At 31.0% G+C, this 21,319-nt stretch carries 19 protein-coding genes; 6 read left to right on the top strand and 13 right to left on the bottom strand.

Features of this window, described 5'->3' with window-relative positions:
- Window positions 1-5 precede the first annotated feature (5 nt).
- Complete coding sequence (locus ACFQ0I_RS13975) at window positions 6-1,085, top strand: serine hydrolase domain-containing protein (protein ID WP_379943282.1); 1,080 nt, start codon at window positions 6-8, stop codon at window positions 1,083-1,085.
- Here ACFQ0I_RS13975 and ACFQ0I_RS13970 read toward each other — a convergent pair.
- Both ACFQ0I_RS13970 and ACFQ0I_RS13965 read right to left on the bottom strand, forming a co-directional pair.
- On the bottom strand, window positions 1,078-1,908 hold the full coding sequence (locus ACFQ0I_RS13970; protein WP_379943280.1) for a sterol desaturase family protein: 831 nt from the start codon (window positions 1,906-1,908) through the stop codon (window positions 1,078-1,080). The genes ACFQ0I_RS13975 and ACFQ0I_RS13970 overlap by 8 nt on opposite strands.
- A 165-nt stretch (window positions 1,909-2,073) precedes the next feature.
- A complete protein-coding gene (locus ACFQ0I_RS13965; protein ID WP_379943279.1) occupies window positions 2,074-2,568 on the bottom strand; it encodes a YkgJ family cysteine cluster protein in 495 nt (164 codons plus the stop codon).
- A gap of 97 nt (window positions 2,569-2,665) precedes the next feature.
- On the opposite strand from ACFQ0I_RS13965, the gene ACFQ0I_RS13960 reads away from it, so the two are divergent.
- Window positions 2,666-3,367: a class I SAM-dependent methyltransferase gene (locus ACFQ0I_RS13960; RefSeq protein WP_379943277.1), complete on the top strand. Its 702-nt coding sequence runs from the start codon at window positions 2,666-2,668 to the stop codon at window positions 3,365-3,367.
- A gap of 161 nt (window positions 3,368-3,528) precedes the next feature.
- Here the strand turns inward: ACFQ0I_RS13960 and ACFQ0I_RS13955 are convergent, their stop codons facing one another.
- Both ACFQ0I_RS13955 and ACFQ0I_RS13950 read right to left on the bottom strand, forming a co-directional pair.
- A complete protein-coding gene (locus tag ACFQ0I_RS13955) occupies window positions 3,529-5,268 on the bottom strand; it encodes a TonB-dependent receptor (protein WP_379943276.1) in 1,740 nt (579 codons plus the stop codon).
- A gap of 80 nt (window positions 5,269-5,348) precedes the next feature.
- Window positions 5,349-8,375, bottom strand: a complete 3,027-nt coding sequence (locus tag ACFQ0I_RS13950; RefSeq protein WP_379943274.1) for a tetratricopeptide repeat protein — start codon at window positions 8,373-8,375, stop codon at window positions 5,349-5,351.
- A 249-nt stretch (window positions 8,376-8,624) separates the two neighbouring features.
- Between ACFQ0I_RS13950 and ACFQ0I_RS13945 the strand changes: the two genes are divergently transcribed.
- Genes ACFQ0I_RS13945 through ACFQ0I_RS13935 form a run of 3 tightly spaced genes read left to right on the top strand, consistent with a single transcriptional unit; the run spans window position 8,625 to window position 11,211 of the window.
- Window positions 8,625-9,308, top strand: a complete 684-nt coding sequence (locus ACFQ0I_RS13945; protein WP_379943272.1) for a cell division ATP-binding protein FtsE — start codon at window positions 8,625-8,627, stop codon at window positions 9,306-9,308.
- Between the two features lie 15 nt (window positions 9,309-9,323).
- Window positions 9,324-10,304: a class I SAM-dependent methyltransferase gene (locus ACFQ0I_RS13940; protein ID WP_379943271.1), complete on the top strand. Its 981-nt coding sequence runs from the start codon at window positions 9,324-9,326 to the stop codon at window positions 10,302-10,304.
- Complete coding sequence (locus tag ACFQ0I_RS13935) at window positions 10,291-11,211, top strand: glycosyltransferase family 2 protein (protein ID WP_379943269.1); 921 nt, start codon at window positions 10,291-10,293, stop codon at window positions 11,209-11,211. Before ACFQ0I_RS13940 ends, ACFQ0I_RS13935 begins: the two co-directional genes overlap by 14 nt.
- Here ACFQ0I_RS13935 and ACFQ0I_RS13930 read toward each other — a convergent pair.
- A complete protein-coding gene (locus ACFQ0I_RS13930) occupies window positions 11,208-12,296 on the bottom strand; it encodes a glycosyltransferase (protein ID WP_379943267.1) in 1,089 nt (362 codons plus the stop codon). The two genes, ACFQ0I_RS13935 and ACFQ0I_RS13930, sit on opposite strands and share 4 nt — an antisense overlap.
- A 4-nt stretch (window positions 12,297-12,300) precedes the next feature.
- Window positions 12,301-13,398 carry a glycosyltransferase gene (locus ACFQ0I_RS13925; protein ID WP_379943265.1) on the bottom strand — a complete coding sequence of 366 codons (1,098 nt, stop codon included), beginning with the start codon at window positions 13,396-13,398 and terminating at the stop codon, window positions 12,301-12,303.
- Between the two features lie 70 nt (window positions 13,399-13,468).
- Between ACFQ0I_RS13925 and ACFQ0I_RS13920 the strand changes: the two genes are divergently transcribed.
- Complete coding sequence (locus tag ACFQ0I_RS13920) at window positions 13,469-14,434, top strand: glycosyltransferase family 2 protein (RefSeq protein ID WP_379943264.1); 966 nt, start codon at window positions 13,469-13,471, stop codon at window positions 14,432-14,434.
- 5 nt (window positions 14,435-14,439) lie between these two features.
- Here ACFQ0I_RS13920 and ACFQ0I_RS13915 read toward each other — a convergent pair whose 3' ends face one another.
- From ACFQ0I_RS13915 to ACFQ0I_RS13885, 7 genes are all read right to left on the bottom strand, one after another.
- Window positions 14,440-14,844 (bottom strand): sugar 3,4-ketoisomerase, encoded by a 405-nt coding sequence (locus tag ACFQ0I_RS13915; protein ID WP_379943262.1) that lies wholly within the window; start codon window positions 14,842-14,844, stop codon window positions 14,440-14,442.
- Window positions 14,831-16,123, bottom strand: coding sequence for an O-antigen translocase (locus ACFQ0I_RS13910; protein ID WP_379943260.1), 1,293 nt, complete (start codon window positions 16,121-16,123; stop codon window positions 14,831-14,833). The genes ACFQ0I_RS13915 and ACFQ0I_RS13910 overlap by 14 nt, the downstream gene beginning before the upstream one ends.
- The gene (locus tag ACFQ0I_RS13905) at window positions 16,120-17,223 is read right to left on the bottom strand and encodes a DegT/DnrJ/EryC1/StrS family aminotransferase (RefSeq protein ID WP_379943258.1); all 1,104 of its coding nucleotides are present in this window, start codon (window positions 17,221-17,223) and stop codon (window positions 16,120-16,122) included. Before ACFQ0I_RS13905 ends, ACFQ0I_RS13910 begins: the two co-directional genes overlap by 4 nt.
- Window positions 17,220-18,089 carry a GNAT family N-acetyltransferase gene (locus ACFQ0I_RS13900; RefSeq protein WP_379943256.1) on the bottom strand — a complete coding sequence of 290 codons (870 nt, stop codon included), beginning with the start codon at window positions 18,087-18,089 and terminating at the stop codon, window positions 17,220-17,222. The genes ACFQ0I_RS13905 and ACFQ0I_RS13900 overlap by 4 nt, the downstream gene beginning before the upstream one ends.
- Window positions 18,090-18,228: 139 nt before the next feature.
- Window positions 18,229-19,704: a hypothetical protein gene (locus ACFQ0I_RS13895; RefSeq protein WP_379943254.1), complete on the bottom strand. Its 1,476-nt coding sequence runs from the start codon at window positions 19,702-19,704 to the stop codon at window positions 18,229-18,231.
- The gene (locus tag ACFQ0I_RS13890) at window positions 19,697-21,085 is read right to left on the bottom strand and encodes a class I SAM-dependent methyltransferase (RefSeq protein WP_379943252.1); all 1,389 of its coding nucleotides are present in this window, start codon (window positions 21,083-21,085) and stop codon (window positions 19,697-19,699) included. Before ACFQ0I_RS13890 ends, ACFQ0I_RS13895 begins: the two co-directional genes overlap by 8 nt.
- A complete protein-coding gene (locus tag ACFQ0I_RS13885) occupies window positions 21,075-21,278 on the bottom strand; it encodes a hypothetical protein (protein ID WP_379943250.1) in 204 nt (67 codons plus the stop codon). Before ACFQ0I_RS13885 ends, ACFQ0I_RS13890 begins: the two co-directional genes overlap by 11 nt.
- Between the last annotated feature and the right edge of the window lie 41 nt (window positions 21,279-21,319).

The following is a 21,319-nucleotide window of genomic DNA, read 5'->3' as shown; positions in this document are numbered from 1 at the left end:
TTTAAATGAAGAGAATTATTGCATCATTAATGCTTTTATTAAGTGCAGTTGGTTTTAGTCAAACTCCGCAAAGTCCGAATCAACTTAAAATAAAAAGCGCCAAAAAACTAGCTAAAAAATTTTTGAGAAAACACGGTATTATGGGCATGTCTATTTCGGTGTCTCAGAAAGGTGAAATTATTTGGTCGGAAGGATTTGGATTTGCTCAAAAAAAACCACGTGTAAAAGTAAAACCCAATGTAACTATTTTTAGAATTGCAAGTATCTCAAAATCTATTACAGCGCTTGCTTTGGCAAAAATGACAGAAGAAAACATAATAGCTTTAGATTCGAGCATATACAAATATTTACCAGATTACCCAAAACAACCCTACGATTTTACGGTAAGGCAACTTGGAGGTAATTTAGCAGGCATCAGACATTATAAAGATAATAATGAATACGCACTAAATAAACCATTAACCATTACAGAAGGCTTAGATTTATTTAAAAACGACTCGCTTCTAGCACCTCCAGGAACGGAATATAATTATAGCACTTTTGGCTTTGTGCTTTTAAGTGACGTTATGCAACAAGCAGCAAAAACACCCTTTAACACCTATGTACATGATACGATTTTTAAACCATTACATATGGATAATTCTATGATGGATGTTGCGGACGCTAAAATTCCTAATAAAACTAAATTTTACAAAAAATCGCTCTTAAAAAAACGCGTTTTAGCCAGTCCAGTTAACAACGAATTTAAAGTTGGTGGTGGTGGTTTTTTATCGACTTCTGAGGACTTATTAAAATTTGGAAATGAGATTATTTCGCCCACCATAGTTTCGGAAGAATCGCTTTCAGAAATTATTACGTCCCAACGTTTAGTAACAGGCGAAAAAACGGGCTATGGCATTGGCTTTTCGGTAGAAACCACAAAAAATGGCACAGCTAAATATTATCATACTGGAGGTGGCGTTGGTGCATCAACCATATTATTAGTCTATCCGAAGGAAGAACTCGTAATAGCCGTTTTAACTAATTTAACTGGTGTGTCGATGCAGGATTTTGGCAACCAGCTAGAATCGGTATTTATTAATTAATAATTGTTGGTTTCTTGTATTTCTGAAACGGTTGTTTCAGCAAATCTTTAATATTGCTATTTTCCTTTTCATCGGGAAAAACATCTACGCCATAAATTATTTGCTCTCTATCCAATTCCATATAAGTGCCTAAAAGTCGGTCCCATATCGAAAAAATATTTCCATAGTTAGAATCAGTATAAGGCAACATGTAATGATGATGTACTTTATGCATGTCTGGAGAAACCAGCACATAACTTAGTGCTTTATCTACTTTTTTTGAAAGTTTAATATTGGCATGGGTAAATTGTGTTGCCACCAAACTCATAGATTGATACAGCATCACAATACCAATAGGTGCCCCAATTATAAAGACTCCTAGTAATGTAAATATAAAACGTATTACGCTTTCCAGCGGATGATGTCTGTTTGCCGTAGTAGTATCTACATTATGATCGGAGTGATGCACCAAATGAACCATCCAGAGTGGTTTTACTTTATGTTCAATATAATGCGGAAGGTAGGCACCAAAAAAATCCATAAAAAAGACCCCCAGAACAACGTATAACCATAAAGGCATTTCTGGTAACCAATTTAATAATCCGAAATTGTTTGCAACCACCCAATCGGCAGATTGTAACAGCAAAAAAGCTAGCACAAAATTAATAATGATGGTGGTGAGAGTAAAGAACAAATTAGGAACTGCGTGCTGCCATTTTTTATACTTGAATTTAAATAAGGGCACGGCACCTTCTAAAAGCCAGAATATAGTTAATCCTCCCACTAAAATAATGCTTCGATGGGAAGACGGAATGGTTTCGAAATAGTTTAAAAGAGTTTCCAACGCGTTCGTTTTATTTTTTTAAATATAATGAAAATGCATGAAAGTTTGTTAGAAGCCAAATTTCGACCATATGCATCTACTGCAAACTGTCACTGTAACTGAGACTGTAACTGTGACTGTGACTGTAACTGTGACTGCGACTGCGACTGCGACTGCGACTGAAAACTAAACTTTAATCCGTTTCTTCATCTCTTCAACAATATTATAGGCCGCGGGGCAAATAGCCACGTTTTTAATTGTTAAATTAGAAATTTGTTGAAATTTTTTCCGGTCGGTATGCGGATACTCCCGGCATGCTTTGGGACGCACATCGTAGATGGCACAATAATTATCGGCGCCTAAAAAGGTACAAGGCACAGTTTGCAACACATAATCGTTATCTTCATCCAAACGCAGATATTGATTTATAAATTGTTGTGTTTTCATTTTAAAATGTTTTGCAATACGCTCTACATCTTTATCGGTAAACAACGGTCCTGTAGTTTTACAGCAATTGGCACATTCCAAGCAATCCGTTTTATTAAATTCGTTATCATGTAATTCCTGCATGACATAATCCAAATTTTTGGGCGGTTTACTTTTTAGTTTCGCAAAGAATTTTTTGTTCTCGTTATGCTTATCTTTGGCGAGCTTTGGAAGGTTATTTATAAAATTTTCCAAGTTGATTGTTTCAAGTTTTAGGTTGGTTGTGTGATGATTTCGATTCAAAAATAGAACTTTTAAACCTTAAACTTTTTAAACTTTAAACTTTTTTATTTTGAAAGATTTATTTGGAAATGCTTTATTAGATTACCAAAACGGGAAATATACTGAAGACATCATCACCTCTACTAACATTTCGGATGAAGACGATTTGCCGCTACCCTATTTATTTCGTGGGTTTAAAGACATGCCCAAACTAGAGCAAAAAGCATTAAAATTAGCGAAAGGCACTGTTTTAGATGTTGGCTGTGGCGCTGGTAGTCATAGTTTGTATTTGCAAAAAAAAGGATTTCATGTTGATGCCATAGATATTTCGAAAGGCGCCATTGAAGTCGCCAAACAACGCGGTGTTTTAAATGCCGAAGTGAAAAATATTCTGGAAGAAACTAACTCCTTCGACACCATTTTATTATTGATGAATGGAACCGGAATTTTTCAAGAATTAGCACAAGTTTCTAAATACTTAACACATTTAAAAAGTTTATTAAAACCAAACGGTCAGATTTTAATTGATTCTTCGGATATTCAGTATATGTATGAAGATGAAGATGGAGGGGTTTGGATGGATATGAATGCTAGTTATTATGGCGAACTCGACTACTTTTTAAGCTATAAAGGCGAAAAAGAAGACCCGATGAAATGGTTGTATTTAGATTTTAACACCTTACAAACTGCTTGTGAAACCGTAGGTCTAAAATGCGAATTGGTTTTAGAAGGCGATCATTTTGATTATTTGGCAAGATTAATTGCTGTATAGGTTTCAATCTAAAATTGACAATATTATATGTTTCTGAACTCAGAGATCTTACTTTAGGTTATAACAGGGAACGAAGCAGCCATTTTTTAATGAATAGATTGCTTCGTTCCTTGCAATGACTTCTCACAATTAGCTTACGAGATTCTTGATTTCGCAGGCATTTAGAAATCAAACTTATAAGTAGCTCCCGCTAACAACTGAATCCTTTGCACCGGGAAATTCTGCCAACGTTGATACCCTTTATCAGCTATATTATTCGCTTTTGCAAATAGCGATAATTGGTCGTTTATATGGTATCCTACATGGGCATTAGCATCGAAATAGCTATCTAAAGTTACTTGGGTTGATGATATTACCGAAAATTCATCTTCAATACTTAACAGGTCTTTTCGTTCTCCAACATAAAACAAATTAGCACCTGCAAACCATTTTTCATCAATTTGGTAATCTAAAAACAAGGACCCTTTAAAATCTGGCAAATTCCAAGCTTCAGCTTCTTCATCGGTATTATAACTAAAGGTTTCGGCTTTTAAAGCTAGTTTAAAGTTTCTATTTATATCTACATTAATTTCGCCAGCAAGCCCTAAAGTCTTCACATTATCATAGACAATTCCAAATGAATTACCGTATTCATAATCCTCGGCATCTATCATATCAAAAGACGTTACATTATTTCTAAATAAGGCTTTACTTCTATCGGCTAAATAACTTCCGCTAATATTATAGCTAATATTGCTGGTTACTTTTCCTTTTAAACCTACATACGCATTATAAAGCTGATCGGTTGGTGTAATAAATAAGGTTGGCGATACAAACGGATTTTCGTTGGCAAATCCATAATACGAGTTTTGTATTAAATCACCTTTAAGTCCACCATAGGCTATTAACACATCGTTTACCAATCTGTAAGTAGCTGTTACGTTTGGGTAAATATATAACTTGCTTCTGTTAGCTTCTCTGTCATTCAAATAAAACAAAGAAACGCCTAAATTTAGGGTTAAATCGTCTTCTTTCATTTCATAAGTTGGTGAAATCCCTATTTGAAAATTGCCATAGTTTAATTCTTCATCACTATTATAGGCTTTATCAAAACCACCTCCTAAATAATCGATAACAACATCGGTAGCAATTTCATAATCATTAATAGGCACATCTACTTTAGCTTTAAATTTAAATCTGTTTTCTGCCGAACCCTGATTATCACCAAAGTGTCTAAAAAGAAAACTTGCCTCGTTAATATAGGTGTCTTCAAAAGTTAAATCGCCCCCTAAATGCGCATTGAAAAAGGAATGACCAACATCTAAAGTACTCGCAAAAGCGGCATCGTTTGCATAATTTTCTGGGAGTCCGTACCAATTATAGCTTTGGTATTGAAAACCACCCTCGGCATTCCAAGAAAAATCTCTTAACCGCGATGCGTAGTTAACATGTACTTTTGAATTTGAGAAATTATCGTCTAACAACAATCCTTCTATGCCACCACCCGATGACGAATGACTTACGTAACCGCCAACACTTTCTGTTCTGCTAATGGCATGATTTAAATACACTTCGCCTAAAAATGTTGTATAAGACCCTACCCCAACAGTAGCATAATTATCGAATAATTTAACAGGTTTCGCTTTGTCTACTGTTGCCGCTTTTCCTTTTGCAGGTGTAAATGTTGAAGCCACTGGGAACGAAAAAATATTGTATTTAATCTCTTTTTTTGCCTGCGTAGTTTCGTCATCTAACGATGGGGTTTCCTTTACTTTAAACGCATCTGAAATGGTTGGCGTATAAGGCTTAACTACATCGATAACACCAGTATTGATGGTGTCGGTAGATTTTTTTTGTGAATACACAAAGGTTACACTTAAAGTAAAAACTGCTATTATTATGTTTTTTATGTGCTTGCGCATATTTTATTATTTACGTTTTTATATGACTTTTTTTGATACACTTCGACAGCGCTTAGTGTGACACTATTAATTTTTTAAAACTAATTTCCTCCAGCTTGTATTGATGAATTTGTTTTAGCTTCCTTGGCCTTTATTTTATTTAATTCTGTTTTGGCTTCATTAATAACATCATCAAACTCGGTAAAGTTTTTAAGAACACTTTCTAAGATATAAGTGGCTTGAAAGGCATCGTTTAAGGCGTAAAAATTCTTTGCCATAAGCACTAATCCTTTGGCGCTGTAATACTTATATCCAGAAAAATCCTTAGCTAATTTTTGAACGGCAGTATTTGATGCTTCAAATTTACTTTCCTTGTGCTTAAAATAAGCGTTGTAATACAAAGCTTCGGCAGCTGTTTCGCCGGTTGCAACAACTTCAACTTTCGCATAGGCTTCTTTTGCTTTGGCTTCATTGTTAGTTTTCATAGCAGAACGTGCAATAATAATATTGGCATCGGCTTTAATTTTGTTATCGATTTTAGAATTTTCCAATACTTTTTCGGCATACAAAACAGCTTTACTATAGCTTTCCATTTGATAGTTTGCCTTCATTAAATTAGATTGTGCAAATATTACATTCTGTGGAAAATTAGCTTCCTCTTCTAATCGTTGTAATAACGGAATGGCTTTATTCCAATTTTTACTTTCTAAATAATACTGCGATAAACGCGATAACGCTTCTTCGGTATATTCGTTTCTAGAAGCATCGACGATATACTTATAATGCGGTGCTGCATTTTCTACTAAACCTTTTTTATAATATAACTGCCCTACGTAAAAATGTGCCTGCATCGCATGTAATCCGCTTGGAAACTGATTTAAATACCCATTAAATTGTGAAATAGCTTTATCGGTATTGTTGTCTAGATACTGTTTTTCGGCAGCTTCGTAGGTAGCATTATCCAAATCGGTATCGGTAACTTGCACATAATTAAGTGTTTTAACCCAAGAGGCATATTCGTTTACGCGTCCTAAATCTATATAAATTAAACGTGCCGTTGCTACCGATTGAATAGCTTCTGGCGTTCCGGGATATTCGCTTGCCACTTGTTTAAATTTACTTAAAGCCTGGTCGTTATTTCTGTTGTTATAATAAACCAATCCTTGACGTAGTAAGGCTTTTGAAACGAAAGAACTCATTTTATATTCTGAATTTAATCGATTATAAACCTGAATGGCTTTGTCAGTTTCATTAACTTTTACATAAGTATTACCAAGTTCGTACATGGCATCATCGCGAAGTTTAGATTTTGGGTATTCTGATATAAACTGCTCTAATTCTTTAATTTTTTTTGAATCTTGCCCTATATACCCAGCACTAATGACTTTTTGAAAGAAGGCATAATCGGAATCTATCGCGCTTAATTTTATGGCGTTTTCATATGCGCTAATGGCATTCTTATAATCGCTGGAAACAAAATATGCATCTCCTAAACGCAGATACGCATCATTGAGTCGTACTTTATCATCTTTTTTATTTGATGCTATAAACTGATTGAAAAATTGCGCGGTCTGAGAGTAATTTTTCAACTTGAAATACGTGTAAGCTAAGTTGTAATCTAAGTTTTTATATTCTGGTGTTGCTTTTGAAGACGCTAATTGCTGAAATTGCTTAAAGCCAATTAACGCATCGTTGTAATTTGATAAATTATAATCGGTTTCAGCTTTCCAAAAAGTGGCTCTTGCCGTAAAATTAGCATCGCGTGGTTCTTTTATGGAGGCGTCAAAAAGGGATTTTGCTTCATTAAAATTAGATTCGTTATACATTTCTAAACCTCGGTAAAATGCTACTTTCTGGTAGGCCACTTTGTTTTCGAAACTTTTCTTTCCTTCCAATAATCTAAGTGCTTCTTTGTAATTTTTTGATGTTATATAAGAATCAATCAACAAGGTTTCAATTTCTTCTTTCTGCGCTGTTTTTGGATACTTTTCTAAATAAGCTGCCAAAACCTGTGGTGCCGATTGGTATGGATTGCCAATATCATAACTAATTTTTGCATAATTTAACCAGGCATCTTCCTGAATTTTTAAATCGAAATCCATTTCCGAAGCATTTTTAAAAGCATTTAAAGCTTCTTGCTTCTTATTTAGTTTTATATAACTTTCGCCTAAATGGTAGTAAGCGTTTTGAGCGATAGAATTAGTACCCCCAATTATTTTGTTAAATTCTGAAATAGCTTTATCGAAATTGCCTTGTTTGTAATGGGCATATCCCAATTGGTAAAAATCGGTATTATTCCACTTACCATTTTTCCCTTTGTAGGCTTGTAAATATGGAATCGCCTCGGCATATTTATTTAAATTAAAATAACTTTCGCCAATTATTTTTGAAAGCTCAGAAACTTCGTTAGCATCGCTTCCCTTTAATCTAGCTTTTGCCAGCTGAATGGCTTTTTCAAAATTTCCTAACTTAAAATTTAAATCGGCCTGATAGTAAGACAGTTTTTCTTTATACTTTTCCTGGTTACTAACCTGCTCGAAATACTTATTGGCACTGTCGTAATCATCCCCTTCATAAGCCATAAAACCAATATAATACTTAGCTTGCGACCCGTATTCTTTAGAGTTTTCTACCTTCGATAAATACTGTTTGGCTTCTTTATATTGTTTACTCGAAAATGCCGAATAGCCATTATTAAAATAAAATTTTTCTTTTTCTGCCCTGCTTAAACCAGATTCGTCTACTTTATCATACCACTTTCTGGCATAAGCGAATTTAGAATTCTCAAAATAATAATCTGCAACATCTACATACGCGGTATTTCTTTTTGTGCTTGTAGGATATTCTTTTACAAAATTCTCTATAAGTTGGTCTGCATTTTGCTGATTTAAACGCACCGCACAATTGGCTATATAATACGCGCAATCAGACAATAACACATCTTCTTTTGTTGATTTTTTTACACTACCAAATAAGGACTGTGCCGCTAAATATTGCTGGTTATTATAAAGCGTTAAAGCTTTTTGATACTCTACTAAATTGTTGGTGTAAGTGGCAGATTGTTGTGCCCAAATTTGAAAACTTAAACTTATTGCCACCAAAAAGGAAACACTGTTTTTTAAAGTCATTAACGATTCGTTTTATTATTTAAAATCAAAGATAATTTAATCTAAATCTTATAACGCAACAATCGTGCTATAATTATAAACCAAGTTATTAAAAGCCAAAAAAAATATCTACTGCTGTTTTAAGCCATGTTCCATGCATCGATTGGAAGATTAAATTGTTAAGCATTGAAACTTTAAAAACTTTTAACCTATAATTTTCAACTTTCAATATTTATATAATACTTTTACGGCACAGAAATTTATTTACTTATGTCAAGTCCGATTTTACAATTAAAAGATGTTTCTATTTATCAAGGCGATAGCTTAGTGCTTTCTAAAGTGAATGTTGAAATAAACAAAGGTGATTTTGTATATCTTATTGGGAAAACTGGAACCGGAAAAAGTAGTTTTATGAAAACACTTTATGGTGATTTGCCTTTAACTGAAGGCGAAGGACATATTGTAGATTTCGATTTAAAAACTTTAAAAGAAAAAGACATTCCTTTTTTAAGACGAAAATTAGGGGTTGTTTTTCAAGACTTCAAACTACTCTCAGACAGTACTGTAAACGAAAATTTATTATTTGTTTTAAGAGCTACGGGTTGGAAAGATAAGGCCGAAATGAATACTCGTGTTGAAGAGGTTTTAAGTAAAGTAGACATGAAAACTAAAGGTTTTAAATACCCGCATGAACTTTCGGGTGGTGAGCAGCAACGCGTTGCGATTGCCAGAGCTTTACTTAACAACCCAGAACTTATTCTTGCCGACGAGCCAACAGGAAATTTAGACCCTCAAACAAGTATTGAGGTTATGGAAGTTTTACAAGAAATAAACAAAAACGGTAACACCATTTTAATGGCTACTCACGATTATGCTTTGCTATTAAAATACCCAAGCAAAACCTTAAAGTGCGACGATAATCAGGTTTTTGAGGTGGTGCAGAGAAAGGGGTAAATTTTCAAAATAATTATGCTGCGAATTATAACTCTTGATGACGTTATTGATATTTATACAAAACTTAAGTTAAGAGGACTTTCTTTTATAGTTTCTAAGTTCAACTTTAGAAATGTTGAGAGAACTAAAAGCGCCTTTAATAACATCACTATTAATTCAGCGCATAGTTGGGTTATTCCAAAAATGCATGAAAGATGGAACCTACTAATTACAGGCAATTCGCAAACAAGCTTCAAAGACTACATTAGCACCAATATTTTAAACAACCATAAAGACCTGAAAATGCTATCGCTTGGTAGCGGAAAATGTCATCATGAATTAGAATTTGCAACACATCCTAATATCAAAGAAATTGTGTGTATGGATATTAGCGATGAATTAATTGAAAACGCCAGAACAGCGGCATGTCAAAATAATTTAAGCAATATATCATTTAAAGTTCAAAATGTTTACGAATATACTTATCCTGAAAATTATTATGACATCGTATTTTTTCATGCATCACTTCATCATTTTAAAAACATCGATAACTTTCTAAAAAACAACGTGAAACAAACTCTTAAAAAAAATGGATTATTAATCATAAATGAATATGTTGGCCCCAATAGACTTCAATATCCAAAACATCAAATAAAAGCAATAAATGAATGCTTGAATCTCATTCCGAAGAAATTTAAAAAACGTTTTAAATTAAACTTTTTCAAAAATAGATTTTACGGGTCTGGACTCATTAGAATGATTATAGCAGATCCTTCTGAATGTATTGAATCTGAAAATATTATACCTTCAATTCATAAAAATTTTTCCATTGTTTACGAAAGTTCTTTTGGAGGCAATATTTTAATTCCGGCTTTAAAAGATTTAGGTCACCACTTCATAACGCTTGATAATGAAAAAGAATTAATACTGAAGGATTTATTTAAGTTTGAAGATGATTACCTTAAACACCATAAAAGTGATTATATTTTTGGTATTTATAAAAATGACCTATTCTAAAACTATGATATCTGTATTAATACCAGTTTATAATTATAATATTTGCGATTTAGTTAATACCCTTCATAAACAATTAAGCGCCTCGAAAATAGAATTTGAAATTATATGTATAGATGATTATTCTAATAAATCTACCATAAATTCAAATGAGACAATTAATACGTTATCAAACACCTCCTATTCCCTATCCGACAAGAATAATGGCATTGCAGTAACAAGACAGTTATTAGTCAATAAAGCTAAATATGATTGGGTTTTATTAATTGATGCAGATATGAAATTAAAAGACGCCTTTTTTATTTCAAATTATCTAAAAGCCATTAAACAAAATTATGAAGTTGTCTTTGGCGGTATTATTTATGATACTAACCCTCCAGATTTAAGCAGTTTATTGCGATGGAAATATGGTGTAACTTACGAATCTGTGAGTGCAGAAAAAAGAAACAAAACACCTTATAAAATTACATCGGCCGCCAACATGCTCATTAAAAAGGAGGTCTATATTAAATTTGCTTTAGATAGTATAGGAAATTCTTATGGTATGGATATTTATTTTGGGCCACAATTAAAACTCAATAAAATACCTGTTTTACATATAGATAATAGTGTTTATCATTTAGGACTTGAAAGTAGTATTAAATATAAAGAAAAAGTAGAATTTGCAGTAAGAACCCTTTTAAATCTTTACAATAAAAAAGAGATACAAGAGCATGATAATGATTTGCTAAAAGCCTTCGTAGTTTCAAAAAAAACGGGTTTAAACTTTATTTTTTTCGGGCTCTATGTGGCTTTTAATAAATTGATAGTAAATAATTTATTGTCTAAAAATCCAAAAATTATTTTAATACAATATTATAAGATTTTGTATATGTGTTACTTCGATCTTTGTAAAAACAAAACTAACTAATTTAATGATTGATACAGTTCATGCCAATGTTGCATAATTCTTTCTAAATCAAACCTACTAACACTTACTTTGGCATTTTCTCCTATAGTTTTTCTTAAAGTGTCATTATTAATTAACTCTTTAATTTTATTTGCATAAGCTTGGGTGTCATTATTTTTAATGAGCATCCCATTTTTTTCGTTTTCTATTACAGTTTTTGGTCCGGTTGCACCATCGAATGCAATTACAGGCAAACCAAAAGCCATAGCTTCGATGATAACCAAACCAAAAGCTTCAGATGAGGATGTATTTAAAAGCAATGATGCATTGCTATAAACCTGATTAATATTTTTTATTGGCGCGTGAAGCTCAATATGATTTTCCATATGTAGTTCCTGTACCAACTTCTCAATAGACCTGTCACCAACTGTTTCACCATAAATTTTAAGTTTCCAATCTGGATATTGAACTATCACATTTTTCCATATTTGCACTAAAACATCAAACTGTTTTTCTATGGAATGCCTGCCAATTGCAACCGCTACTTTATTTTGTAATGTGTTCTGTATTTTTGGCACACTAAGCCAAAGCGGGTTAGACATAACAACAACGTTATCGGCTTTCCAGTCTTTGGCATCTTCCTCATTCAATACAATAAATGCTTTGTATTTATAGAGGCTTCTATCTAAAATCAGATTAGCAAAATTCTTTTTTAAGCTTTCAATAAGCGTCATTGTTTTAATTTGTCGGCTTCCATGTCTTTCATAAATTAAGGCTGCGGAAGTGTTTAAAAGATATGGCAGTAATGTTCCTTTAAAACCGTTATCGCAATTAACAATTATATTAGGCTTTATAACATCAACTATTTCTTGAAGAGACTTCTTGTATTTTAGTAAATGCACAAACCCGAAATTTTTAATTTCAATCCTATGAAAAACGATTTTAGAATTAAAATCATAAAAAAAAGTATCGCTTTTGTTATTGGTGGTTATTACATGAATTGTATAGCCATAAGTTTCAATTAAATAATTTAATTTAACCGAAAGAACTCGTGCGACCCCACCAGAGCCTTGTAAATTTGTAGTTATATAAAGTAGTTTCGACAAAAAATTAGTTTTTAATAGTCATTAAATCTAACCATTGATTACCAATAACTTCAATTGAAAATTTTTGTGTGCTTTTTAAGGCATTATCTTTACATTTTTTACGCAAAGTTTCATCGCGAAGCATGGTATTTAACCCCATGGTTAAAGCCTCGAAGTTTTGGTCTTCAATTAACAGTCCATTTTCGTAATGAGAAACCACTTCCCGAGGTCCCGTTGGGCAATCGAAAGCGATTACTGGTGTATCACAACATAGTGCTTCAATTAAAACCATTGGATGCCCTTCATGCCAACTGCTCAACACAAAAGCTTTGGCGTTTTTCATGTACTTATAAGGGTTTTCTTGAAACCCTAAAAAATGAACTGTATCTTTTACGCCTGTTTCTTTTGCTAAATTCTCCAACTCTAACTGCTTTTTCCCTTTTCCTAAAATTACAAGATGTACTTGTTTACCCGGAAGCATCGATTTAGAATAAGCTTCTATAAGCTTATCAAACTGTTTTTGGTTGGTATCAAAATGTCCAACTGCTATATAATATTCAAAATTGAGATTAACTACGTCTTCCTTTTTTATGGCAATATTATTTGCAATAATGGGGTTATAAATCATTGAAATATTATTAAGCATCGGGTACTTTACCTCAACTAATTCCTGCATTGCTTTTGTAATGGCTATAATTTTATAGGCCTTCGCATAAATAACCTTTGCCCAAAATGCCGATTTAGGCAAATAAATTTCTAACTGAGAACTATGGATGGTATAAATTGTTCTTTCGATGTTATAAACAAATCTTGAAATTAAATACTCTTGAAGTATTCTTTTTCTAAACCTGAAATCAATTATAAAATCAAATTGATGCTTTTTCATATACCTACGAAAATATATGACTCGCTTTAACTTATTTAAAATGGTGTTTGATTTACTTTTTAATTTTCCTAAGTTATATAAGCTACCTGAATAATCGTATCCTATTTCATCATGTATAATAATGTTATGAACTTCGAATCCTTTTTCATGAAAAAAATTAGAAAGGTTAGTCATTACCCTTGCGGTTCCTCCTCCATGCAAATGAAATCCCACTAACGCAATTTTGATTCGACTCATTATTTTAAACTATGTTTTTTCAAAAATAAATGATTTATTCATCAATCCTATGGTTCTTTATTTTAATTTTATGCACTATTCGAAACCAATTATGACTTTGTTATCTGTACATCTTATTACTTACAATAACGAGCAACACATTGAAGACACTCTTAAATCTATTTTAAAGCAAATTGTAGATTTTAATTATGAAATTGTTGTTGGCGACGACTGCTCTACCGACAACACTTTAAAGATTATTAATAAATACGCTGCATTGCACCCGAATCTTTTTAAAGTTCATAAAAACGCCAAACAACAGGGAATTCTTAAAAATTTTAAAGCGACTTTAGATAGATGCCATGGCACTTTTATTTTTGACATTGCTGGAGATGACATGTTAAAATCCGATTATGCGCTGCAAAAAATGGTGAATGTATTAAATAACGATACTAGCTTAGGATTTGTAGATTCTGGTTTTGACAGTTATTACGACAATACGAAAAAAACAATTTTCTTTAAAAATAAATCGATTCTAAACAGTTCAAAAGAAAGCTATAAAGAAGCACTGTTATTAGGCAAAATAGCCCCGATTGGTCATTGTTACCGAAGAGAATACCTAATTAAATTTGTTGATTTTGATACTTATTTAAGCATGAAAATTACTATTGAAGATTACCCAATTCTTGTTGATTTATCAATGCATACAAATTTCGAAACAATAAAAGAATCATTGCATATTTATAGAGTACACAATGAATCATACTCTCACAAAAAATGTTTTAAAAATCACTTTTTTTTAAAAAATCAAATGAAAAATTTATTCGAATATTTTAATAAAAAATACCAATATAATGACGATATTGTTGAAACATTCAATACCGATTACAACAAAGAGTTATTATTTTTAGCTGGATATTTTGAAGAAAAGGACGTTGGTAAAAATGCTTATAAAAAAATAAAATCAAAGAATATAAAAGATTATATTCATTATTTTGCTAGTCAAAACACTTTTTTCAGAAAACTAATTTCATTCTTAAAGCCAAAAGTTAAATAGTAGCCTTATTTCACAAATTTTTTGAAATTTCTTAAATAATCGTCTTCATCATAAACATCTGAAGCCACCACCAAACAAACGGCACTTGACGAGAAGTCTTCTAATTCTCGCCAAATCATATTAGGTATCAATAATCCTTTGTTGGGTTTATTAAGTGTGACCTTTGTCTTATCACCGAACGCATCTTGCATAACAACATCAAAACTACCACTTATAGCAATTAAAAACTCTAGTTGGTCTTTATGGGCATGACCTCCGCGGTATGCGCCACTTGGTACATCATATAAATAATATACACGTTTAATTTCAAATGGAATCACATCTTTTTCTATTACTGAAAGATTACCTCTACGATCCTTTATTTTCGGAATGTTGATTATTTGTATATCGCTTACTTTAGATGACTTCATTTTTTATCTTATTTTTATTTGCAAACAAAATTGAAACAATAACTACTATTAAATATACTATATATCTTAAAAAATGTGCATATGTAATTCCTTGCACGCCCATCCTATCAATAAAATAAGTACCAAAAACATAAAGTGTTAGCACTGAAATAATTTCGGTTAAAATATAAAGTTTCCATAATTTTTGTGCAATTAATTGGTATGCTAGAATCACGGATGTAATTTTCACCATATCACCTAAAAGCTGCCATTTAAAAAGAACCCCCATTGGCAAAAAGTCACGAGTATATAGAATAGCTATTATAAAATCTCTTAGCAAAAAAATCGCAATAAACAAGACGACAAATATTGGTAATATTACTTTATAAATAAGCATTATTTCCTTTAGAAAGGTCTTGATATCCTTTATTTTAGCATACCTTGGCAAAACATACAATGAATATACTCCAGTCATAAATGATAAGTAATAATTAGATAAATTCAACATAGATGTCCAATAACCTGCTTCTTTTACTGAAAGTTTTGTAATTAAATAACTTCTTAATTCAATGTCCACTAAATTACTAAAAACAACTGCAACAACAGACATTACAATGAAAACTAAAAGATTATTAGTAATAATTCTATGAAAATGAATTTTCAAATTTCTAAATAAATCAATTTCTTTTCTCGCAAAAATAAAAAGCACTAATAATTGAATTATGGGTGTTAATGTTATGGCTAATAACACACCAGAGAGTTGACAAAAAAAAACCAGAAAAATCACAAGTATTGTTACTGACCCTGCAGTAATTAATGAAATTAATGTTGCTTTTACATAATTCGATTGTCCACTAATAATTGCAAAACATAAATTATAAATTGCTGCGAAAGGAATTGTGAAGCCTAGAATTATAAAAAGATAACTAAACTGGGGTGTTTTAAAAAGATACTGACTCCAGAATGATGACCCAAATAGTAATAATAAAGAAATGGTTACACTCCCTACTAGAATAAATGCTAAAGAAGTACTATATAGTTTTTTAAGTTCCTCTGGATTGTCATTTAACTCAGATTGGTATTTTAAAACTCCTTGATCAACTCCTGCAGTTGCCCCTAAACTAAACACACTTAAAGCGTTTCTTAAATTGCCTATATAAGCAATTCCTTCAGGACCCAAGTAAATCGCGATTAATTTTTGAGATAGTAAACCCAAAAATGATCTTATAATAACTCCAACAGAATTAACTGAAAACAATTTAAACAGAAACAAATCTTTATTTTCTTTAGAATATTTCAACTAAAACTATTAATTAAATCGGTTATTTTTAAGATTTGGTCTTCTCTTAATAGTTGATGTATAGGCAAACTCAAAACTTCATTATGAATTTGTTCTGTAATGGGTAATTCGAAATCATTAAACTCTTTATATGCCAATTGTTTATGGATAGCTACGGGATAATGCACAAGCGTTTCGACACCATTTTTATATAAATAATTTTTTAGTGCATCTCTTTTATGGCTCCTAATTACAAAAAGATGGAATACATGTTGTGCTAAATCTTTACAATTTGGCAATACTATATTGCTGGAATTTAATTCTTTAAAATATAGATTCGCAATTTCTCTTCGTTTATTATTATCGGCATCTAAATGCTTTAATTTAATACGTAAAAATGCTGCTTGCAAGTCGTCTAGCCTGCAGTTATACCCTTTTAAATCATTCACATATGTCGATTTTCTTCCATAATTCCGCAACTTAATTATCACCTCAGCTAACGCTTCATTATTTGTTGTAATAGCCCCAGCATCTCCTAAGGCACCTAAGTTTTTGGTTGGATAAAAACTAAAGGCTGCAGCATTAGAAAGGTTTCCTGCTTTACGACCATCCTTATAAATTGCACCATGCGCTTGGGCTGCATCTTCAATTAATAATAAATTATGCTCTTTGGCAATTGATTCTAATTGCTCTACATCATGAATCTGTCCATACAAATGAACGCCTAGAATCGCTTTAGTTTTTGAACTAATCGCTTTTCGAACCTTTTCTGGATTGATATTATAATTTTGAATATTAGGTTCTACCAAAACTGGCTTTAAACCTGTGTTACTTATAGCTAAAATAGTAGCTATATAGGTGTTGGCAGGAACAATTACCTCATCATTATTTTTTAAGACTCCCAAAGTCTTATAGCCTTCGATGATTAATTGAAGTGCATCCAGACCTGAACTTACTCCAACGCAAAATTGTGTGCCGCAATATTCAGAAAACTCAGTCTCGAAACTAGTAACCTGCTCACCTAATATATATTGGCCTGAATCTAAAAATTGATTAAATCCATTTTTAAATTCAATTTCAAAACGTTTGTTTAGTAAATTTAAATCTAAAAACTTAATCATATCATTATATTTTTTAACAAAGAATAATTCTTAGTTTCAATTTTATAAAAATCATGAACCACCGCCGAAGCTCCAAAACTTTGTTTCCAATTGAGTAACCCCTCATTTATACTTCTTCCTTCATTTTCATTAGAAATTCCAAAATCGAAATATTCTTTCTCTTTATAAATGCTTGTTATTAAATGATTTACCAGAAAGTCCAAAGCCCCTATATTTCTATCTTTTTTTGTTGAAATATATTGTAAATGAGCTACTTTTTTGGTTTCAAAAACTGTACATCCAGCATATAATTCATTTTCAAGATACACATTATATTGCTTAATATTGTTTGGAAATTTATCTCGCAAAACACTAATTTCACTTATAGAATGAGTAGGATCGGTATGATGCTTAGCATTTAAATTAGGAGTTAAAATATCGTTCCAAAAAGAAGTTAAGTCGGTATCCAACTTGACTTTTAAGTCATTTTGCAATGCCTTTTTTAATTGTCTTTTTCGTAGAGTTGAAAATTCAAAATCATTATTTAATTGAATTGCCATTGAGACATCTTTTCTATAAGATTCTGCTTTTAAATTATAAAAAAGATAATCTAACTCATCGGATGGTCTAATGCAGTATATTTTAGGTAATTGTTTTAAGAACAGCGTTATAATTTTTTGTTTAAATAAAAACTCCAAAATAGCATAAAAAGACCCTAAACAAACTTGAAATGAGCTTTTGTTTAAAAATATTAAGCCTCCATAACTTAAACCTTGATGCGAATAAAGTTTATTTGCAACAATATTAGCTGGTAAAATACTAACCAATTTGTTTTTTTTAAAAACCATCAATGAATAATCTTGAAACCTTTCTTTATGATAGTCCATAAAATCCCTATTAAACAAGAATGTTGCATTCTTTGAATTTGATACAAAACCATTCCAAAGTATTTTTAAATCGGGGTTATATTTTTTTACAGTATAAATTTTAAATTATTTTTTACTTAAACAAAAGCTAAAATTAAAGCTAATTAGTTACTTTTTCAAAAGTTACTTCTCCATTTTCATTAATGTATTTGTAAACACCTGGTAAAGCATCTTCATTTACTATAGCTAGACTAAAGTCAGGTTGTAAATTAGATAAATATGATTCATCATCACTTAAGTAAGTAAAAAGAATTCTAAATACATTAACTGAAGATTTTAATTTGTCGTGATAATTAGGAACTTTACCATAAGGCCAATGTATAGCCAAAGATGAACTAAAAATAGAATAGATTTTATCTCTATCATCTGTTTTTTTATAAGATTCTAAAGTATATCCCATTCCAACATAACCTCCATGATCTGCCATTATTAAAATTAATGCATTAGGGTCACGCTCTTTTATTGTAGATATTGTTTTTGTTAATACATCATTAGACCTTTCTAACCTTTTTGTCCATGCTAGTTTTTCCTCCACAACACCTAATGAATGTATTTGTGAACCACTAATATGATTTGGAGCCAAAATTTGAACAAAGAAAAATTTTGGCCTATCAACTTCTTCTTCAATTCCTTTCTTTAAAGGAGTCAAGACATCTTTAATATCACCTAACCCTCTACCTATGAAAGAAATATCGTCGTAACTTATGTTACAATAGTCAAAGCCCATTTTTGGCTTGTTTAGCAAAAGATAAGACATTTCCGTAATGTAATAACTTTTATAACCATTATTCTTAAAAATATCTAAGACAGTATTTTTAGAAATAATAATATCTCGATCATTAAGAACTTCCTTGTAATTTAAAACATTATTGTAATAATGGTGTTTCATCATTAAACTAGAGGTATTTGATGAAAGTGTAAAAGTATAATTACTTCTAAAATCATTGTAATAAGTGAAATCATTACTCTTTAGAAACTTTTCAAAAGTATTATCTTTTATATTATAGTATCCCTTTTTAAGTTCTGAAAAATTAACATAGCCATCAGGCTGTATGTAATAAACATTTGGTTTTTTTACAAATTCAACTTCAGCAATATTATCTGGTTGTTGCATCCATTCTTTTGAAATACTGTACTGTTTTATTATTGTGTTAGATAAAGCAAAAAAGCCAATAAAAGCGAAAATGAACTGAATTACTACAAGTTTTTTTAGATGATTAAATAAAAAATACCCTGCTAAAAATGATATAAATAAAATACCTAAACTTATTTTTTTTTGAACATCTCCAAAAAGGCAAACTTTTAATAAAAAGAGAAAAACAAAAACACTTAAAAAAGTGAGAACTCTATTTTTATGCTTAATAAACTTAAGTTTAGTTACCACAAAAAACACTAAAAAAGGAATACCAATAAAAGTTAATACAAAGTATGCTAAATGCGACAAGCTATTTACTAATGTGTAATTATTTGAATAATAAAATAATATAGGATATAACCCTACGGCAATGGCATATATAATAGGATGGTCCTCATTATTATTTAAAAACTCTGTTATGTGATTTCTTATGCTAGACATCATTCTTTCTTCTCAATAAGAATAAAACGCGCTCTGAATTATCGATGCAAATTTCATCTATTGTTTCAAAGTAATTTACATAATCCTTTCTAAAATTTTCAATTGTATAAAATTTAAAATGATTCTGAAATTCTCCTTTTGAAGACAATAAACGTTGCACCCATGAGTCATCTCTTTTAGGAAATTCAATAATTAAATATTTAGAAAACGAAGCAAAAAAATCAGCAGACATATCGAAAGGAATATTCCCAGATAAAGTCATATGATGAATTATTGCTAAAGCCAAAGTAACATCTGGTTTAAATGCTTGAATTCGTTCTAAAAAAGATTGTCGTTCTTTGTTATTAAAACCTATTGCCGCAGTTGGGTTTAAAATATCTTGTATAAAAGGCAACATATAAGTTTCCTTTCCTATCTTTAAATTTTTATAATTTAAATCGACCGCATTATAATCTATATCACATACCAAAGCTTGTTTTATAGGATATTTTATTCGTCTTACAAACGTACCATCATTCCCTCCTATATCTATTAACGTTTCTGTTTTTAACTTTTTTATCCAAGTATCAATTAGATTTGACTTTTGAGAAAAAGCACTAATAGAATAATTAGTTTTATTGTAATAATCTCCCCATTCGCTATGTTCCTTTATGGACAGTTTTTTTATATAATCGTATAAACTATTTATAATGTTTAATTGTCCTTTTTTAGAAAGCGTAATGGTTTTTATTTTTCCTTGATAATCTTCGTTGTGTTTATTTTCATACTTTGCTAACAAATGTATATTGGAATACAAAAAGGGATTTAATTTAGTTTTAAAAGGTAGCATTGATGATATTATTCCAACAGGAATACCATCAATAAAATTATTCATTAACTTTAAAGCTTGAGCACCATGGTAATGCGCTAATACCAATGGTCCTAAAAAGTGTGTTATAAATTGTTTAAATGCTCTCCAAGGTAAGTTCTCTCTATAAAAATCAAATGATAAGGTATCAATAAAAATGGCCTTGCCTTTATAAAAAGCAACATTAAAAGCAGAAGCATCTTTAAGTGAGAAACCATGGTCTAAAGAAAATTTCTGTATTTTAAGTGTTAATAAAGCGGCCTCTTTATATTGATTAAATGACCATTCATAAGGATAAGTAATAAAAGGAATTTGCTCAGGCTGTAGAACTATTTCATTATCGTTTTGTGATACTTCTTTATGTTTAATTAGTAATTCTGCTCTAATTAACTTTTCAAAAATACCTTGCTCATTTAAAGATTTATATTGATTAAAATAAATTGGATTTATATGGCGTTTAATAACACCATCATCTAAATAAACATATCCAGAAGGATCTCTAAAAGAAGCTGAATGATTTTGCTTATTGTTCACTATTGTTTTTGTTTTCTAAATCGGTATCATTGATATCAATATCATCAAATATGTCCACTTTCTTCTCAATACCAAAAAACAATTTGATTTTATATATTAAATTTCTAGAAAACAAGATAACTCCAGCAACCGCTGCAATTACAACCTGAATTACCATTGCACCTAACCCTGGATCAAAATAAAGAAATTGCATAAATTATAATTTTAAACAAAAATAAACAAATTAACAAACCT

Origin of the sequence: Mariniflexile aquimaris, from assembly GCF_042676825.1 — a bacterium.
GTDB classification, from domain to species: domain Bacteria; phylum Bacteroidota; class Bacteroidia; order Flavobacteriales; family Flavobacteriaceae; genus Mariniflexile; species Mariniflexile aquimaris.
The sequence above is the reverse complement of the archived record's forward strand: the minus strand, read 5'-3'. Positions and strand labels throughout refer to the sequence as shown.

What these genes read in the sequence shown, in the direction of transcription:
- ACFQ0I_RS13975 (WP_379943282.1), top strand. Translation starts at nt 6, where the DNA reads ATGAAGAGAATTATTGCATCATTAATGCTTTTATTAAGTGCAGTTGGT.
- ACFQ0I_RS13955 (WP_379943276.1), bottom strand. Translation starts at nt 5,268, where the DNA reads ATGCGCAAGCACATAAAAAACATAATAATAGCAGTTTTTACTTTAAGT.
- ACFQ0I_RS13950 (WP_379943274.1), bottom strand. Translation starts at nt 8,375, where the DNA reads ATGACTTTAAAAAACAGTGTTTCCTTTTTGGTGGCAATAAGTTTAAGT.
- ACFQ0I_RS13945 (WP_379943272.1), top strand. Translation starts at nt 8,625, where the DNA reads ATGTCAAGTCCGATTTTACAATTAAAAGATGTTTCTATTTATCAAGGC.
- ACFQ0I_RS13940 (WP_379943271.1), top strand. Translation starts at nt 9,324, where the DNA reads ATGCTGCGAATTATAACTCTTGATGACGTTATTGATATTTATACAAAA.
- ACFQ0I_RS13935 (WP_379943269.1), top strand. Translation starts at nt 10,291, where the DNA reads ATGACCTATTCTAAAACTATGATATCTGTATTAATACCAGTTTATAAT.
- ACFQ0I_RS13925 (WP_379943265.1), bottom strand. Translation starts at nt 13,398, where the DNA reads ATGAGTCGAATCAAAATTGCGTTAGTGGGATTTCATTTGCATGGAGGA.
- ACFQ0I_RS13920 (WP_379943264.1), top strand. Translation starts at nt 13,469, where the DNA reads ATGCACTATTCGAAACCAATTATGACTTTGTTATCTGTACATCTTATT.
- ACFQ0I_RS13915 (WP_379943262.1), bottom strand. Translation starts at nt 14,844, where the DNA reads ATGAAGTCATCTAAAGTAAGCGATATACAAATAATCAACATTCCGAAA.
- ACFQ0I_RS13905 (WP_379943258.1), bottom strand. Translation starts at nt 17,223, where the DNA reads ATGATTAAGTTTTTAGATTTAAATTTACTAAACAAACGTTTTGAAATT.
- ACFQ0I_RS13900 (WP_379943256.1), bottom strand. Translation starts at nt 18,089, where the DNA reads ATGGACTATCATAAAGAAAGGTTTCAAGATTATTCATTGATGGTTTTT.
- ACFQ0I_RS13895 (WP_379943254.1), bottom strand. Translation starts at nt 19,704, where the DNA reads ATGTCTAGCATAAGAAATCACATAACAGAGTTTTTAAATAATAATGAG.
- ACFQ0I_RS13885 (WP_379943250.1), bottom strand. Translation starts at nt 21,278, where the DNA reads ATGCAATTTCTTTATTTTGATCCAGGGTTAGGTGCAATGGTAATTCAG.